Annotated in this window: 12 protein-coding genes; 8 read left to right on the forward strand and 4 right to left on the reverse strand. The window is 53.6% G+C overall.

Going from position 1 to position 17,369, the window contains the following annotated elements; all coding sequences use genetic code 11:
- Positions 1–638: 638 nt before the first annotated feature.
- The 3 genes from dcm to F3J17_RS04140 all read right to left on the reverse strand — a co-directional run bounded on the left by dcm (position 639) and on the right by F3J17_RS04140 (position 4,099).
- Positions 639–2,000, reverse strand: a complete 1,362-nt coding sequence (gene dcm, locus F3J17_RS04130) for a DNA (cytosine-5-)-methyltransferase (RefSeq protein ID WP_167054010.1) — start codon at positions 1,998–2,000, stop codon at positions 639–641.
- A 394-nt stretch (positions 2,001–2,394) separates the two neighbouring features.
- Entirely contained in the window at positions 2,395–3,588 is a 1,194-nt protein-coding gene (locus F3J17_RS36540; RefSeq protein WP_167054012.1) for a tyrosine-type recombinase/integrase, read from the reverse strand.
- A 247-nt stretch (positions 3,589–3,835) separates the two neighbouring features.
- Entirely contained in the window at positions 3,836–4,099 is a 264-nt protein-coding gene (locus tag F3J17_RS04140) for a DUF6471 domain-containing protein (protein WP_167054014.1), read from the reverse strand.
- Positions 4,100–4,345: 246 nt separating this feature from the next.
- Between F3J17_RS04140 and F3J17_RS04145 the strand changes: the two genes are divergently transcribed.
- The 8 genes from F3J17_RS04145 to fucP all read left to right on the forward strand — a co-directional run bounded on the left by F3J17_RS04145 (position 4,346) and on the right by fucP (position 15,625).
- Positions 4,346–4,996 (forward strand): hypothetical protein, encoded by a 651-nt coding sequence (locus tag F3J17_RS04145; protein ID WP_205194605.1) that lies wholly within the window; start codon positions 4,346–4,348, stop codon positions 4,994–4,996.
- A gap of 176 nt (positions 4,997–5,172) precedes the next feature.
- Positions 5,173–7,257, forward strand: coding sequence for a hypothetical protein (locus tag F3J17_RS04150; protein ID WP_167054018.1), 2,085 nt, complete (start codon positions 5,173–5,175; stop codon positions 7,255–7,257).
- A gap of 367 nt (positions 7,258–7,624) precedes the next feature.
- Positions 7,625–8,740 carry an ATP-binding protein gene (locus tag F3J17_RS04155; protein WP_167054020.1) on the forward strand — a complete coding sequence of 372 codons (1,116 nt, stop codon included), beginning with the start codon at positions 7,625–7,627 and terminating at the stop codon, positions 8,738–8,740.
- A 701-nt stretch (positions 8,741–9,441) separates the two neighbouring features.
- Entirely contained in the window at positions 9,442–10,233 is a 792-nt protein-coding gene (locus F3J17_RS36140) for a hypothetical protein (RefSeq protein WP_240160749.1), read from the forward strand.
- A gap of 261 nt (positions 10,234–10,494) precedes the next feature.
- Positions 10,495–11,232: a hypothetical protein gene (locus F3J17_RS04165; RefSeq protein ID WP_167054024.1), complete on the forward strand. Its 738-nt coding sequence runs from the start codon at positions 10,495–10,497 to the stop codon at positions 11,230–11,232.
- 274 nt (positions 11,233–11,506) lie between these two features.
- Positions 11,507–12,493 (forward strand): helix-turn-helix domain-containing protein, encoded by a 987-nt coding sequence (locus F3J17_RS04170; RefSeq protein ID WP_167054026.1) that lies wholly within the window; start codon positions 11,507–11,509, stop codon positions 12,491–12,493.
- A gap of 237 nt (positions 12,494–12,730) precedes the next feature.
- Complete coding sequence (locus F3J17_RS04175; RefSeq protein ID WP_205194606.1) at positions 12,731–13,984, forward strand: DUF1479 domain-containing protein; 1,254 nt, start codon at positions 12,731–12,733, stop codon at positions 13,982–13,984.
- Between the two features lie 297 nt (positions 13,985–14,281).
- Positions 14,282–15,625: an L-fucose:H+ symporter permease gene (gene fucP / locus F3J17_RS04180; RefSeq protein WP_345891127.1), complete on the forward strand. Its 1,344-nt coding sequence runs from the start codon at positions 14,282–14,284 to the stop codon at positions 15,623–15,625.
- A gap of 356 nt (positions 15,626–15,981) precedes the next feature.
- On the opposite strand, the gene F3J17_RS04185 is transcribed toward fucP, so the two are convergent.
- A complete protein-coding gene (locus F3J17_RS04185) occupies positions 15,982–17,181 on the reverse strand; it encodes an MFS transporter (RefSeq protein WP_167054028.1) in 1,200 nt (399 codons plus the stop codon).
- Positions 17,182–17,369 lie beyond the last annotated feature (188 nt).

Below are 17,369 nucleotides of genomic sequence, written 5' to 3' on the forward strand. Positions count from 1 at the left end.
TGAGTGGCCACGACGTCTTGCGCGCGAGTCGACCCGTCCAGTGTCGGGCATGCTCCGAAGTCCATCGGCAAAACCGTCTGCTACGCCCGAGTGTCCTCCCATGACCAGGCCGGGCAACTGAAGTCGCAGGCTGCCCGTCTGGAGACGCATTGTGCCGACGCCGGCTTCACAGGGGGGCGTTACCCTAGGTAGCGGCTCACGGGCCGCGCTCCTCAGCAGGTACAACCGCTTGGCCTGCGCAAGCAAACTGCGTGAGCAGATTTGTGCACGTTAGAACAAACGGCCTACCGGTAGAAGAATGACGTTCCCCGCTGGTTTGGGTGCAGTAGTGGACGGTTGCGCACATGAAATTTTTGATTTAAATACAAAAATACCGAGACTCAAAACAAAAAAATCATGTTTGGGTAGCTTCGGATCTGCGGTCTGGGCAAGGATAGATAATCGTTTTTAAGGAAAACGCATCTAACCGTCTGGCGTAATTAATTCCAAAACATCGCTTCCAGCGGCACTGCGGGCTTACAGAATTCCCAGCCAGTTCGAATCCTGGCGGCATGTCCAGATCTCCTGCACTTCGCAAATCGAAATTTGGTTGCTTGCGACCGATGGCGCTGCCTGGAAGCCAGGCATCCTGCAGATTCTCAGTCCTCCAGCTTACGCGCTGTCGTTCCCACGCCGTGCAGATGAGCGCGGTAAAGTGCTTCGCCAATCCGCTGGACCAACGGAACTACGAGCGAATTTCCCATCAAGCGGGCCCGTGCGACGCTGCTGATGCCAGGGATGTCAGTGAATCCACGCGGAAAGCCACACAGGTCTTCAAGCTCTTCGGGGGTGAGTCGCCGCAGTTTGCCCGACGCATCGCGAATCGAGTGTTTGGTCCTGGACGGTGTCGTCCCGCCTTCGCTTGTGATTATTGTTCGGCTTGGAAGGTCAAGCACGTCCGGGAACGCCATCTTTCCTTCTTTATACGTGTATTCGAAGCCATTGCTGCTGCGAGCGGTCGACTTGGCACCCTTGGCCGTTATCCAGCGTTGTTCGTCCTCTGGTTTGATATAGAACTCGGTTGGCACTGGACCGGTCTTTCGTACGATGTCTCCGAGCGTCAAGGCGCTGCGATGAGTGCTAAAAGCGCTGTAGTCATCGAAGCAATGTGCTTTTGATTGGCACGTGTACACGCTCCCGCTGACCATCAAACCAATGTTGCCAAAGCGCGAGCGGCCGTTCGAAAGAGAGTGGTAGCGAAGTTGTTCGTTCAAAGGTTCGTCGGCCACCGTGAGAGCGTGGTGAACAGCGTCAAGCGGGTTCAGCAGGTCGCATGGGAAAGCATCGAAGAGCAGGGTTTGTTTCAATGGGCTGTCCTTCGCGTCGACCGTGGCCGCCAACATACGACGATAAATATCCGTGGTCTGGTGGTAGGCAACGATGAATGTGCGCCGACGCCTTTGCGCATGCCCATAATCTGCGGCGTTGATGACACGCCATTCTGCGGCGTAGCCGAATGCCCTCAGTGTGGAAAGGATGACCGCGAAATCTCGTCCCCGGTGATTGGCTGGACTGGAGAGCAATCGGTCTACGTTTTCGAAGATTAGGTATTTTGCGGGTTTTCCGTTCGAGATACATTGCTGCAGAAACTGCGCAATCGACCACCACAGAACCCCTTTTTTGCCCGCGAGTCCACTGGACTGTGTTAGCGGGCGCGCGACAGAATAATCTTGGCACGGGAAACCTCCCACAACGACATCGGGTGAAGCATTCCGGATTGCCTGCTGTCCATCAGCGGAGTTTAGAACTTCGTTGATATCTCTGTTGATGTGTTCGCCTGTGTGCCAGTGGGCCTGATAGACGGCACTTGCGTGTTGGACTTTCGTCGATGGCTCAAACTGGTTGCTAAAGGTGAACTCGTATGGTTCGCCGTGTACCGATTCGAGTCCGAGGCGAAAACCTCCGACACCTGCGAAAAGGTCTGCGACTCGAAGGCGCTTCGAGTTTTCCGTCTCTGACATTTTGTTTCCTGTTGGTTGAGGAAACAAGTGCAGAAACCGGTTTTAGCTGGCTGGAGGGCTCTCTGGGTAGGTTCGGCATGGCCGGAGTCTTCTCGGCGTTCGCGGTGCGATGGGCGCGGGGAGATGGTACGCCCATGTGCTGAGCTGCAGAGTTGCCTCCGTTCAAGCTAGGCGGTACAGCCATTGCAGCTTCCGCGATTCCGACTTACTGGTGACGCGGCATAGGCAGGCGGGTGCGCGCGTATTTAGATAGAGTGAGGCGTGAGGTTACGCTGTAGTTGGCACCACCGATAGCGGGAGCGACCTCTCGAAGACGAATATGGTGCAAGACGTCCGTCTCGCAGTAGGCGCCGCGCAGCGAACTTGCAGCGTGGTTCGCGAGTTCACGATGACGTCAAACCTGCCACGGAAGTCGATGCTTTTGTGCCTCTTCGTACCGACGCGTGTCGTCGTCGTGCACATACCTTGCCGTCGATTCTTTTTTTGCGTGTCTAGCGTCTTGTTGAGCAGTTCTCGCGCTCACACCTGCTTCGAGTTTCGCCGCGACACTGGTGTGGCGCCCCCAATGCGTTGATGCTTGCCGCAGCCGGGCCGCTTTGTGAGAAAGACTATCCGGCAAAATGTCTGCAGCTGCGTTAAAACTATTTTTCAAAATGTTGTGAAGTTGGCGTGCAGATATTGACGCCCCGTTCCTTACTGAGACGAGGAGAGGTGTTGCTTCGGCAGCATCGGGCGCGTCGGGAAGTCCAAGATGGCGACGGTAACGCGTCAGGGCGGCAAGCATATCTTGCGGGAGCGGCACACGGCTCGTCTTTCCGTCACGGCCAGACACATGCCACCACCAGCGCCCCCGTTCTTCCTGAAAACTGCTCATTCGGTGCGATTCGAGTTCGCCTGCACTCGGCGCGAGAAGATACAAGAACGCACAAAGGAATCGCAGGCGCTCGTAGGAGTCAATCTCCCGTTCAGTTGCGCGTGGCATCGACTCGACGCTGGTTACTATCGCTTTCCACATATCGGCGTCCAGAACACGCGTGACGGGCGTTTCTGATTCTGGTGTGCGGCCTGCCTTCGAGAGGTCTGCCTGTTGTCGTCGGCGTTTCCATTTGACAGCCTCGACCGGGTTGGTCTGCAAATAGCCTTTGGCGACCAAGAATTGCATGAACGAATTGAGTGCGGCGATCGTTGCGCGCATCGTCACATCTTGCATTGCCCCTTCGAATGGGCGCCAATCCGACGTATTGCGACGAGATTTGGGGCCGCACCAGATGTGCTCGGGCTGCGGGGAGGCGAGAAACTCCACGAAGGATTCGAAATCGCGCCGGTCGAGTGAAGACAATGGCTTTCCGCACTCAGCCCACGTCCAGAGAAACAACCCTTCAACGGCGCGCAGATAGAGCCGCAAGGTGCCGGGAGAATGTTCGTATTGAGCAAAAAATGCGTGGGCTGCCTCGATGTCGGAATGGACATCAATTTCCAGAAGTTCAATCGGAGCCCGATTCGTACCGTCAGAGCCGAGGAGGTGCGCAGGAGCGGCAACCTCGCCCAGTGGGCGAATTGGGATGCCGTTGTAGACGTTCGTAAGCACTATTATCGATGGTCGCTGAATGAATTGCAGCGAACTCTAGCGCGAGAATCAGAATTGGGAAAGTCCGCCGCCGAATAACCGGAGCGGACCGTGCGTCACCAATTTCTGGAAATGAGATATTCGCAATTTACGAATATCCTGAAGTGCCGCCACGATGTGGCAGTTTTGATAGGTGTCTCGCTACAACCAATGTTGCTTTCTCGCAACTCCCGCCGTTGCTTCCAAACCGTTGGGACTCTGGATCAATTTACCGCGTGCTGATATGGCCAGCGTCTGGGTCGGGTGCCCCTGGCCGTCCGAGTGACAGTTTGTCGACTCCGAGCGCTTCGAGGCACTGAAGGAAGAACGCGAACTGGAATGTGCCGCGCCGCACCTTTTGAGAGATAGACATCTCTGTTTCGTTGATGCCAATTTCGGACAGCTTCACTGCGAGGTCGGCGTACGTTGCGCCGCGCTGCCCAAGCAGCCGTTTGAGTGTTCGCGAAGCGGAATCGGTGTAGTTCAGACGCACGTCTCCCTCATCTGCCTCTTGCAAGTCAGAAGAAGGTCGACTATCATTCGTCTCGTTTGTTGCCATATGTGGCGGTTTTAATGACATTTAGAGCGGCATGTTATCAAATGGATCATACAATTGTAAACGTGTGTTTGTAGTTCCAGTGTCAAATCTGCATTGTCATATCGTACCAAGTTCTAAGCTTGGGCCGAAGGGGGTGAAAGGTAGATGAAGGCGGATAAGCTCGGTCTAGCAAGCGGCCTCGTGAACATCACGAATCCGCAGCTTTTCAACAATCCTGCCCATCGAGGCATGAATCGGTGGATCTACACGTCGCCGAAGACGAAGAAGACCATGGGGTTAGTTGGCAACTTACGATTTGTCGTCGCCGTTCTACTCACGGGAGATCTTGATGTGGCGAGCTTCAGCAACGAAGGACCAACGGTTACGTACACCAGCTCGCAGGGTAAGGCGCTGTCTACCTCTCCAGACTTTGTTGTCGACCTGGTCGGCGGCGGTCGTAAGTACATAACGACGCTGAGCAAACGCACGCAGGCGCGGGAGGTTTCGTTGCGGATTGGTGCACTTAGCGACGCGGCGATCACGGCGAGAGCAACGCACGAAGTGTTTCTGGGTACGGCGGTAAACAAAACGCTGTTCGACAACTGGGCTCTTCTTTCGGCGCGGATGAACTGTGCTGATCCTGAAGCGTTTGATTGCAGCTTCGAAGGGGATGTGCTGCGTAGTGCCGTAGCTGACGGAAGGACAACGGAACTGGAATACCTGCTGGGATACAAGGGTGTCGATTCCGCGAGAATGTTGTCCAGCCTCGGATACGCTTTGATGAGAGGGGCGGTTCGAACGAACCTCGAGACAAAGCTTCTTTCGCTCGACTCTAAAATTACGCAGTGCTAATTGATAACAACCAATTTTGTTATCAATTCCGGAAGAGCGTGAGTCAGTTGCACGGGGTCTGTGCGCCGAGCCTGTCGATCGGCGATTTCAGTGATGAAGGCCGAGGCCCTGTTCTTGAATTGAGGAGATGGGCTTAAGCGAATTGGAGCAATGGACTAAAGGGAGGAAGGGCATTCATGAGTGCTCGACGGCTTCTCAGACCGGAGAACGGGCATCCGTCTAGCTGGGTGCAAGTGCCAGAGGCGGCGTTTGAGGGCAACGAAGAAAGCTATAGGGTCTACAAACGACGTGCGCTAGCAGTGGAGATGTACGCGAATGACGTTCCGTACGACGGAATCCGTAAGGCGACTGGCATCGGCAAGCAAGAGGTCATACGCTTTGTCAAAACATGCCAGCGCCCGAGTGGCATTGGCGTTGTTGGGATGTTCGCGCTCATCCCATATCAGCGGACAAAGTCATATGAACGCAAAGAACCGTCGACAGGTGGTGGTAAGCCTCGCCTCGGAAAGGAAAACGTTGACAGGGGGTACTCGGGTTGCTGTATTCAGTTCTTTGAAGAACACACCACAATCGCGGAGCATGTTCATGCCCGCTTGACGGGAAAATTGAACAGTAGCCTGCCAGAGGCACGTGTCCCATATCGTACGCTTTGGAAGGAAGTTCTTCAGCTTGCCAAAAGCGCCGGTGTATCGCAGGCCGAATGGCCGTTTCGCGTACAGACCCTTGGTCGCTCTGCGTTCTATGCATATTTTAGGGGAGTCGTTGAGAGCAATACTCGGGAAACCGATATGGCGCGCCATGGCGAGGCGGTCGCAAAGCGCCGTCGAATCAATCCCATTGAGCCGCCATCTTTGCCGGCTGTTCGAGCGCTTTCTCTATTGCAGCTTGACTACGCAAAAGTGGACGCTGCGTCTGTCTTCGAGATTGAGCTTGCGGATGGAACGTTTCTATCCGTCGCGGTAAGACGATGGTACTGGGGGATGCTTTACTGTCCCACTCTGAAGGCAATCCTTGGCTTCCAGGTGTGTCTATCCCCAAATCCTTCTGCTGAGGATGCGCTGGACGTACTGGAGTCGGCTGCACTTGGGTTGAATCAGGGTGGGTTGCTCCTCGATGCCGCAAGCGGGAAAGATGGGAAGGTCATCCTTAACGGATTCTTTCCTGACCTCAAGGGACATGGAATATCCATAATCCAGCTCGACAATGGCTGGGCGAACATTGCGCAGGAAGTGCTTCGAGCGATTCAACGCGTCTGGGGATGCGCCATCAATCTCGGACGCGTAGCGCAGCCGTTCGACCGGATCGAGATCGAGCGCGAATTTGGCAGCATTACCCGCCGGGGGCCGGCGAGACTCGCGTCAACTTATGGTGCTGACCCGACCGACAGTCGAAGGGGGAATCCCAACGAGGAGGCAGAAGTTAATCATATTCGATTGAACGATGTCATCCGGGTGCTGACGAACGCTGTCCGTCACGGCAACGTACTCAACAAGGCTGGGCTCTTTGGATCGAATCCCGTAAGAGAAACAGAGAGGCTTCTGGAGAAGAAAGGATCCGGTGTGTTTCCCATGCCGCTTCCGCGAATCAACTATCCGGAATGGGTGCGATTTGCGGCAGTGGAGCGAGCGATAGTTCGTGCTGGCGACAGGCACCGAGCAGTGCCGTATCTCGAGAAATGGGGAACGACATACACAAACGAGGAGTTGCAGAAGACCGATAAATGGATTGGGAAAACTATGCTCTTGTTCATCAATCGGAGAAATGCGAACGAGGCCATTGCGATATGTGCAGAGACGAATGAGTACATCGGTGAGCTTCACGTGGTGGGACGGTATCGAGATAGACAGCATTCCATATTCGAACGGAAGCAGGCTGAAGCAAGTATTGACAGGGGCGATATAGAGAATCTTTCGCTGGAAGAGATGCCGGAGTTCTCTGCAATCGCCGAAAACAGCGTGGCAGGAAAAGCGCGTAGAAAACGCCAGAATCGCTCTTCTCGCTCAAAGTCTGAGACGAAGTCTCACGACAAGCGAAATGCTGACATCGCTCTTGATGCAGCAAAGGCTGAGCAACGGCGGCAGATGATTGGAGAAGAGGCTGCGACTACAGTCCCGGCTCCAATACAGCAAGATCCGTCGACGAAAAAAGAATCATTTGAGACTGAGCGACCGCGTGCGAAGGTAATCTCGATACAGCGGAACAAGGAAACGACCGAGGCTCCTCCAGTTCGTCGCAAGAAGAATCGGTTCGGGCTCCGTTGACGTCACCAAAATAAGCGCATAGAACACGGCGATCTCGTTAGATATTTGTCGAGATCGCCAATCTAAGGCAGAAAAAATTCGTATATTCAATCATGAAACATAGTACAACGAATGAAAAATCAAAGACCAATGAGGAGAAGTCGACCTCTTCCATCAATGTCGTTCCGACAATATGGGATAGAGCCGTGTCTGGCGATGGGAAGACGATCGTGATACTAGATGTTATCCGCAGTCTTCACCACAAGTCGCCGCCTGACTCGACCCGCTGAGATAGTCGGAAGAAGCGGTGTTAGATCATCCGCAGTTTGATGAAATCGTATGATCACGCGGCTTTGATGCATCGTAAGCAATTTGCACAGAGAAAATCATGAAGAACAGTATTGCCACCGAAGAATCTGATGAAATGTTGGAATACGGCGGATCAGTCGAAGAATTCGCCGAGACCGAGGTTGCGGAAGAGTTCGATGATGACGAACATGGCGAAGTCGCGAGCGAGGAGGAGCTTGAGCAAATCAAACGATTCCAGCAGCACCCGATTAACAACCCCGCTTGCGGCGTGCGGATCTGGACCAAGCCAATTGATGAACTGTATGCAGCCATCAACAACGCAGTGATACGCCGACGATCTGGAATTTGGGTGCCAGCCGCGTCGGGAGATGGAAAGACGAGCGCAATCATAGCCTCGACAAAACGATTGCGTCGGAAGTTTGGCAAGAATATCGCGCTTGTCCGGGTGAATTACATGAATCACCAGGCGCCTACTGTGCGTGGATTTCATGTTCAGCTACTCAAGGCACTCGGGATCAAGGAGTTGCGCGGCGAAACGCCAGCATTGCGCATTCGGGTCATTAACGGCTTTGTGGATAGAGCCGTTATGGCAAATGACAATGCCGTTTATCTATTTGTGGACGAGGCGCAGCAGATGCGGCTGCTCGAGATGCGATTTCTCAAAGATCTCGCGAACGAGCTTGAGGAGGAACAGGTTCAGCTCGTGACATTCTTCTTTGGCCAAAATCCCGGATTGAGCGACGCAGTTGCTGCGCTGAAACGGGCTGGAGGTTTCGACCTCGTCAGTCGATTCGTGAATCGAGAAATCCCGTTGAGAAGTTTCAGCACTGTCGAAGACATTGCGCATCTTCTCGATGGGATTGATAAGCAGACGGATAAGGACGGAGTCCCATTTACCGCGTTCTTTTTGCCGAAAGCGTTCGAAGGGGGATATCGGCTGAAATCAGAGGCAAAGCGTTTTTTCAAGGCGATGCAAGACATGGTGAGTGATAGTGCACGGTTGGGATATCCGGCGCGTCAGGTGTTTTTTGCGATTCAGGACTTCTTCAGTTTCCAGACTGGCGAGGATGCGCCGAACTTCAAGGGAACTACCAAAGCATGGAAAGAAGCGCTGCAGGAAGCGAATATGCGCATCGCGCTGGAGCATAAGCGCGACACACCTTCGGCGCAGACCGGGGCTCCTGACATCCTTTGATGTCACTGAGGAAGATGATGAGTGAAAATTCCACAGTTTAGGATTCTGTGTCTATGTACTCTTCTACAGAGTGGTCGAAGTCAAATATTCCGACGGATAAACAGGAAGGCATGGTAGTCGGAAGTTGGCTTCCAATCTTGCCAGGTGAGTCAAGTATCAGTGTTCAGTTGCGTGTGGCATTCTCGAACGGCTTCGACGAGGGGCAATGTAGAAGATACTTTGCGGGGCCGGGAAACGCCAAACGGTTATCGCGGCTCATCGCGCGTAATAAGTATCCAATCTCTCGCGGATCTCAAACGCTCGGCATATCAGCTCCAGTAGATGAGGGAAGGGTGCTCGAAGAGGTCGGCCCAGTATTGCCGTACTTATTTGACAGGAATTTCAGATACTGTCCATCGTGTTTGAGGGGCGGATTTCATTCGTTTTGGTTCCAGCTAAAACATGTCCAGAAATGCCCAATTCACGGCTCCCGGATCGTGAGTGTTTGCAGTTTCTGCCAGACAGAACTTCCCCAATGGCGCGATTCATTACGATGCGTAGATTACAAATGCCCTAGCTGTGCAACCAAACTATTAGGCGCACCCAAATCTTATGGGGACCTACTGCGGCGTCGGCCGGTGGCGAACGATCTTTTGATATTTTTCAGGAATACGGCGTCTTGGCTCGAAAGCGTGAAGCATAGTCGAGTAATTGATCTCTGTATGGACCTTGCCAATTATTCAATTTTTGTTGATCAAGATAAGGAGCTTATATCGTTGATTTCCACCTACGGTGGAGTGGCTGGATATCTTAATGACGATGACGTATCAGTCGTTGTCGGACTTGTAAAGTATGTTGCGTCTGGCTCGCATTCGAAAGATATCGAATGCGAGTCAGAGTTGAGATGGAAAATCGATTTTCACGAATACCGGGCTCGCGATGCAATAGTGCGACACTGTCTTAAAAATTTGGATCTATCGCCACTGGAGGAAGTAGTCGAGAAAATATCGGTTAGCGACGTTGTTGACTATAGCCATTACGACGTGCGGATTCTCGCGCTCGCACTAATGAGTACGTTCTTCGAACTTGAGGCAAGACTTTATGCACCCAGTCGTGAGTGGGTTCGCATAGCTGGTGCGCTTGGATGGATTTCTCAGCCAACCTACTGGGAAGTTCGACAGATGCCCGAGATATGGTTTTGCGTGGTACTTGCTGTTTACGGGATGGCTTGTGAGATCGTACGTTTGTTAGTTTCGAAAGATTCGCGAAGGGACATGCTGGATGTCGTAATCGGTTCAGTGGTCTCAGAGGGAACAGTGGTTAGATTGACGCGAGGGATGGTTCGAGATCTTATTTTCGCCTCTGTTCCCATATTTATCATGAGTGGCGATGTGACGGCGATGCGAGACAAGAATTTGGCGATTCTAGCGCGTATCGTTTGCTTCGATGGTTTGGAAGAGATCATCAAGGAAGAAGGATTGCTCCATTTTAACGAGATCGTTGGGAAAATGTGAGGTGAAACGATACCCTGAACATATCAGATCATCGCAAGACTATATTTTCATAGAAATGAACGAAAAAATTGAATCTCGAAAAACCGGTTGATCTAATCGCGACAAAATCGGTCGATAAGATGAAGAGATGCGCAAAGAGGGCGAAAAAACGTCTCTCTCCAGACAAGACGGAAATGTCCGGGGCCTAACACTTTGGATGTATTTCGAGACGCGATAGCTCCGATCCCTGTTATCCCTCGCGATCTGTCCGATGAAGACAAAATGGTCTATCAACGGAACCGAGAGATTAAGGTGCTCTCAGCGGAGTTGCCGGAGACTCCAATAGAGGAAATCGAGTCGCTCGTTTCTGCATGGAAGCTTGTGATTTGGGTGGGTTCAGATGACGCTAAAGATCGACAGGAGCAATCTGATGTCGATACATCGGCCCCTTCGCCTGCTGGACGCGGCCTTTCCTCGAGCGCAGCAAGTTTTTGGTCACACGTAACTGTTCCTGTGTTGACTGATGAAGAAGACCTGAGACTGCGACGACTTGTTCGAAGTCGCGCACAGGAAATATTTATGCCACCGGCCATTGCGTTCGCAGAGCAAAAGGCGGAGGCGCTCTCGTCCATAGCCCAAGGTGTCTCCGTTGCGTTTGCGTGCGAGCTCATCTCTAGAATCTACGGCTTTACTGATTGGCAAAACATGGTTTCGCAGTTTGTGCCGGCGTCTCGATCGAAATTCGACGAGGAAGTTGCCCTCGACCTTCAGTTGTCGCGGCGAACCTGGCAGATTTCCGTGATTGAGCAGGCCTTCGAAGTCGAGAAGTGGTTAGCGACCGATCTGCACAGTCTCTGGCTTCCGTCTTCGCACAAGATGTCGTACGAGAGTACGGCAAAGTGGACGCGAGATTCTACGGTTTCCTCATCCGCACCTTCGCGCGTTGTGAGAAAGTCAGGAACACTTCGTCTAGGCAAGCATGGCACCGATCCATCTCAAGACGACGGGGTTCGTCGCTGAATCGAGATTGTCCGAGAGCCGATGCCGGAGTCGAGTACGTTCAATGGTCGCCTTTGAGGGGAGTTGTGCCGGTCACGTGGATTCAACATAACAAGCTGCGGTGCCCGATCCAATACGCTGTCATCCAGATTCTGACCGGTTCGAACTTGTCGATTGGCATGTCACGCGTTTCTCGCCGGGAGCACATTTGGCTGGCTCTTGGCCAAAGGTGTGAAGGTATCGAGGTGCAATTGAGCAGTGATACTATCAAGTCATCACATATGCAAAATTGGTCATGAAAGCCGCATACGAACATGTCGACTTTGGCGAGAGCTGCTCGGTGAGGGTGTACCATCGCCGTCTTCCGCGCATCCCCTTCGAATGGCATCACCACCCGGAGTACGAACTTACCTTGACGATGAATAGTCAGGGGAAGCGATATATCGGCGACTCCGTGACAGTCTACGGTGCTGATGATCTCGTGTTGGTGCCTCCGAACCTGCCGCATACCTGGTCATCCAATCACTCGATAGACGCTTCAGAGGGGCAGGTCGCGATCGTCATATGGTTTGACGGTGGCTGGGTTCGCAATTTCGCAGATCTATGTCCCGAATACAACGGTCTGAGAGAACTCCTGCGCCGTGCGTCGTGCGGTTTGGCTTTCCAGGAGGGCGCGGGGGCGCAGATGCGCGAACGTCTTCCCCAGCTACTATCGAATGACCCTAAGGAGAGACTGAAAGCAGTTCTGGATATCCTTCACTGGCTCTCGACTTTGCCGGGCGAGCCTTTGGCGACACCTAGTGCCTTTGATGTGAAAGCCAGTACGCCATCAGGCTATGAGCCCGAACGGATCAACCGCGTGCTGGCGTTGATTGAGACGCAGTTTGCCAAACCTCTGCGTCTTGATGCCCTGGCAAAAGCCGCTGGGGTTTCGGAGAGATCGTTGACAAGGCACTTTGCGCAGCATCTGGGCGAGACGGTGGGGCGCTACATCACTCGGATCCGGATCGGTCACGCATGTCGTATGTTGACAGAAACGACAACTCCGATCGCTCTGGTTGCTACGCGCTCTGGCTTCACGAACATCGCCAACTTTAACCGGCAGTTCAAGGCGGCGAAAGACCTTACTCCGGCTGCATATCGCCAACAGTTCACGGGCGCGCGCCGGGATTCAGCTATTGCAACTGTACCGCTCACTGAGCGGTCGCCATCCCTACAGGCTAAGGCCGCGAAGGCTACGCCCAGCAAGAAAGCCACCGGAAAGCAGAGCCGACGCGTTTAGTTTGCGCGTGTGTCTTCGTCCGATGCCTATGGTTCGTGCTGTCTCTAAGTTTCCCTGACTTGCGGCCCAGGCGCCTTCATCAACTGCGCCAACGACTTCTGCATAGTCGAGCCTCTCACATGGCAGCAAAGCGGACGATGTGGCTGAAAAAGCGAAGAAGTTGTCTGTATACCATCTCTTTTTTCCGCCGCTTGGGTCTACTCTCTCGGAACTAGATAATTTCCTTGGAGACAAGCTATGGAATCCCTGCAAATCGCAAATGAAGACCTCCCAGAGGCAATCCGTTCGGTAAAGCGCCAACTGCGAGAGGCGCTGCCCAACTACAAGGAAGTGTTCCAGGAAGTCGAGGCGGAAATCAAACGCAAGGCCGCAGTTATCATCGAGCAGCGTCGACGAGGCGAATCGGTAATTCCGGAAATCCAGTACTCGGATATTGCGTCGCAGCGGATCAGCAAAGAAGCGATTGCACAAATCAAGGAGCGCGGTGCTTGTGTCGTCCGTGGTGTCTTCAGCCCGGAACGCGCTGGTGCGTGGAACGACGAGATTGCTGAATACGTCGAGCGCAATAACCTGGACGAAAAATTGGCTCACCGCGCGGAAGACAAGTTCTTCGGCACGCTTGCGTCGAGCAAACCGACGATCTACGGTATTTACTGGTCGGGCCCTCAAGTGGAGGCGCGACAGTCGCACGAGCTAACTTCTACGCGCGTCTTTTTGAACAGGCTCTGGAAGTGGGAAAGCGAAGGACGAACCCATTTTGATCCGGAACGTGTGACGGTCTATGCTGATCGCCTGCGTCGTCGTCCTCCCGGTTCAGAGTCGCTGGGTCTTTCGGCTCATTGCGATGGTGGGTCGGTAGAACGCTGGCTGGACGATAATTTCCGGAATGTCTACCGCCACATTTTTAGCGGCGACTGGCGCCAATACGACGCGTTCGATGCCGCTTACCGCCCGCAGGCACGGGAAATTCGCTCTCCGACCGTTTGCTCGATGTTCCGCACGTTCCAGGGCTGGACTGCATTGACTCCTCAGGGTCCGGGAGATGGGACGTTGCAACTTGTTCCGATCGCTAACGCGATGGCTTACATTCTGCTGCGCGCAATCCAGGATGACGTTGCAGACGACGATCTGTGTGGTGCCAAGCCTGGGCGTGCGCTGTCAATAGATTCCAAGTGGCATGCTCCTCTGCAGGAAGCTCTGTCCTCGATTCCGCTCATGCAGGCAGGCGATGCCGTTTTCTGGCATGCAGATGTCATTCACGCAGTCGAAGATGCGCATCTTGGTAAGGGATACAGCAATGTGATGTACATTCCCGCTGCACCTGGGTGCGAGAAGAATGACGAATATCTGAAGAAGCAGCTCCCGACCTTCATCAGCGGTGATAGTCCCCCCGATTTTCCCGCAGACAATTTTGAAACCGATTTTGTTGGGCGAGCAACGGAATCCGATTTGTCCGAACTCGGGAAGAGCCAACTGGGCTTCAAGGCTTAAGCCAAGGAACCGATGTGAAACAGTCTCTCTGCGCGCATTGCGTCGCGCAGAGGGAAGTTTCGCGCGTAAAAATTAACTGCGCCATAAGAATAGATATAAGCCTGGGAGACAGGAATTCACGCGGATAAGGAAACGTGGATTCAGCACCGACTTCGAAAGTCTGACCGTGGTATCGGAACCCCTGATCAGCGGATGCCTATCCGGAAGCCCCACAGGTGCCTCGGTCGCCGCTGCAAGGCGGGAGATTTTGTTGGTCCAGGCAAGCGATAAAAATGATTGAGATCAAGGAGACAGGTCGTGGCTACGACTCCAACAAACGCACGCGCTATCGGAAGCTGTGCATCGGTAGCAGGAAATTACACGACTCCCCTCACTGTTTTGACCTCACTGTTTTTCATGTTGGGGTTTATCACATCACTGAATGACATCCTGATTCCTCATTTGCGCGCCGTATTCACGCTGAATTACGTGCAAGCGATGCTGATTCAATTTTGCTTCTTTGGTGCCTATCTGATCATGTCCTTTCCTGCCGGTTTGCTGGTCGGAAAGCTAGGTTACAAAAGCGGGATCGTCTGCGGGTTGGTTACTGCGGGCACAGGTTGCCTGCTCTTTTTTCCCGCTGCTGGAAGTGGCCTCTATCCGTTCTTCTTGTGTGCGCTGTTCGTGCTTGCATCAGGAATGGCGTTGTTGCAGGTCGCCGCGAATCCCTATGTCGCCGTTCTTGGAAAGCCAGAGCTGGCATCGAGTCGCCTCAATCTGACTCAAGGATTCAATTCTCTCGGTACGACACTTGCGCCGTTCTTTGGCTCTGTACTCATTTTATCCGGGGCGGTAAAGACGAGTGAAGAGTTGCAAAGGATGGCACCTGCAGCACTTGCTACTTATAACATCGCACAAGCGGGGGCGGTCAAGGCACCGTATGTCGGACTCGCTGTGGTGTTTTATGCACTCGCGGTAGCAATCGCACTATTCAAATTGCCAAGAATTGAGGATGCATCTCGTCCAATAGATCAGCCAGATAGCCGTAGCTCGCACGGTGCTAAAGAGAGCGCCTGGGCATATCGTCATCTCGTGCTTGGTGCAGTTGCGATCTTCCTGTATGTTGGCGCCGAAGTTGGCATCGGCAGCTTCCTGGTCAATTTCATGGGACAGCCTGGTGTTGCTGGTTTGCAACCCGACACTGCGGCGCGGTATCTGTCTTTGTACTGGGGCGGTGCAATGGTCGGACGCTTCATCGGCTCAGCCCTGATGAGCAAGGTTCGGCCTGGACTACTCCTGGCGCTCAACGCTCTCGTGGTCATAGCGTTGTTGACCGTGGCGATATTGACGTCTGGAACGATTGCAATGTGGTCGTTGCTCTTGATTGGACTGTTCAACTCAATCATGTTTCCAACGATCTTCACTTTGGCAATAGACGGCCTCGGGAAGCACACGGTAGCTGGCTCTGGCATCCTTTGCATGGCAATTGTTGGCGGCGCCATCGTGCCACTCGTTCAGGGATTTCTGGCGGACCATATTGGAATCCAGTGGTCGTTTTGTGTGCCAGCGATCTGCTATCTGTATATCGCCTATTACGGCCAGAAGGGACACTGCCGATTTTCATCCGCACGTAGCGGTCAACTGGCGCCCTGCGAATCGTAAAAATCCTGCCCGAATGGACTTGCGAGTAAGTGCGAGAACTGGCACGGCCAACCTCGCCACGTTGCTAGAAGAGCAATGCACTGTTTGCAGGTATTTCGATGCCAGTACAGAGGTTCTCGTGTCGTCGAGGTCAAGAAGCAGTCAGGCACCGTGCAGCAAAGCGGGTTGGAATGGCCTGGGATCCGGAGTGAAACGTCACTGCCGATGAGCAACGACCTTATCGCGTGTCTCACCATAAACGACTAGACGATGTCCTTGCGCAGGCAAGGACATCCAACGGAGATAGCGTTGTACCTCGGCGCTATGCCCAGGTGATCGCCTGCCTGGAACCGAATCGCCGCCCGATCGCTAGTTGACTAGCGTGGCGCGGGGAGTAACCAGCGACCGAGTGCTATCGTTAGCATCGCGACGGATGCAAAACAGACTCCGCCCCAGCCCCAGTGGCTCCAGGCATATGAACCAAACGCTGATCCAATTGCACCACCCAAAAAGTACGAAAACATGTAGGCAGTCTGGATCCGACTCTGTGCACCCGGCACCAGGCTAAATATACGGCTCTGGTTCGTAACGTGTCCCAGTTGTACTCCAAGGTCCATGACAAGTACGCCGACACCGACAAGTATCAGGCTCGATCTCCCAAAGTAGAAGATCAGATATGAATCGATTGCGATTACGATCATGAGCCCGGCCATCTTTCGCGGGTTTGCCCGGTCTGTCAGGGATCCGATCCACGGGCTCATCAAGGCAGCGGCCGCGCCCAACAACCCATACAGGCCAGTAGTCCGAGGTCCAAGGTGAAACGCAGGACTCTCCATCAAGTGGATGAGGCTGGACCAGAAGACCATGAAAGATCCGAACAGCATCGCGCCAAAAAGGCAGGCCTCTCTAAGCACCGGCTGCTCACGAACGAGATTCCAGACTGTTCTAAGCAGGCTGACGTACGACCCCTTATACGTTGGGTCTGCATGCGGCAGCGTTCGAAGCAGAACCAGGGCCGCTATCGCTTGAGTCGCGCCGGCGAGCGCAAACATAATGCGCCAGCCAAATGCTCCGCCGACAAAACCTGAGACCGTGCGGGCCAGAAGTATCCCCAATAGAATTCCGCTCACCATAAAGCCGACGGTTCGGCCTCTTTCTTCTGGCGCTGCCAGGTGAGCTGCAAATGGGACCAGCAGTTGAGGTGCCATAGTCGACAGACCAAACACGAAACTCAATGCGACCAGCCAATGGAGAGTCGGCGCGAGAGATATCGCGAACCCCACAAGTGAGGCGATAGAAACGAAAGTAACGACGAGTCGTTTTCGATATAACTTATCGCCGAGCGGCACCAGAAACAACATGCCAAGCGCGTACCCGAGCTGCGTCAGTGTGGGGACCCAACCGATGGCGCTTTGGGTAACGGAAAATGTTGAGCGGAACTGGTCAAGCAGCGGCTGGTTGTAGTAGATGTTTGCGACGCTAATACCTGCTGCAATTGCCATGATCCACAGCCGGACTTTGCCCAGACTGGAATCTTCCTGTGCGGTACGAGGCGTGCGAATTGCGACTTCTTCCAAATTAACTCCACAGGCTGCGTCTGATACGGATCCCAGCGACACGAGAACGCAACTCCGCACGATGCGGATGGAAAACGAAAAGATGTCCGTTTTCTCGGGCGATGTAAGGCTGGGAGATCTCACAGGGTGGTATCGAATTACCACGGCGAGAACGAGGCCATCGAACGCACTTTTTTGAGCGCGTTTGT

It is taken from the genome of Burkholderia sp. Ax-1719 (assembly GCF_011753055.1).
Taxonomy (GTDB): Bacteria; Pseudomonadota; Gammaproteobacteria; order Burkholderiales; family Burkholderiaceae; genus Paraburkholderia.

What these genes read in the sequence shown, in the direction of transcription:
- dcm (WP_167054010.1), bottom strand. Translation starts at nt 2,000, where the DNA reads ATGTCAGAGACGGAAAACTCGAAGCGCCTTCGAGTCGCAGACCTTTTC.
- F3J17_RS04150 (WP_167054018.1), top strand. Translation starts at nt 5,173, where the DNA reads ATGAGTGCTCGACGGCTTCTCAGACCGGAGAACGGGCATCCGTCTAGC.
- F3J17_RS04155 (WP_167054020.1), top strand. Translation starts at nt 7,625, where the DNA reads ATGAAGAACAGTATTGCCACCGAAGAATCTGATGAAATGTTGGAATAC.
- F3J17_RS36140 (WP_240160749.1), top strand. Translation starts at nt 9,442, where the DNA reads ATGGACCTTGCCAATTATTCAATTTTTGTTGATCAAGATAAGGAGCTT.
- F3J17_RS04165 (WP_167054024.1), top strand. Translation starts at nt 10,495, where the DNA reads ATGGTCTATCAACGGAACCGAGAGATTAAGGTGCTCTCAGCGGAGTTG.
- F3J17_RS04170 (WP_167054026.1), top strand. Translation starts at nt 11,507, where the DNA reads ATGAAAGCCGCATACGAACATGTCGACTTTGGCGAGAGCTGCTCGGTG.
- F3J17_RS04175 (WP_205194606.1), top strand. Translation starts at nt 12,731, where the DNA reads ATGGAATCCCTGCAAATCGCAAATGAAGACCTCCCAGAGGCAATCCGT.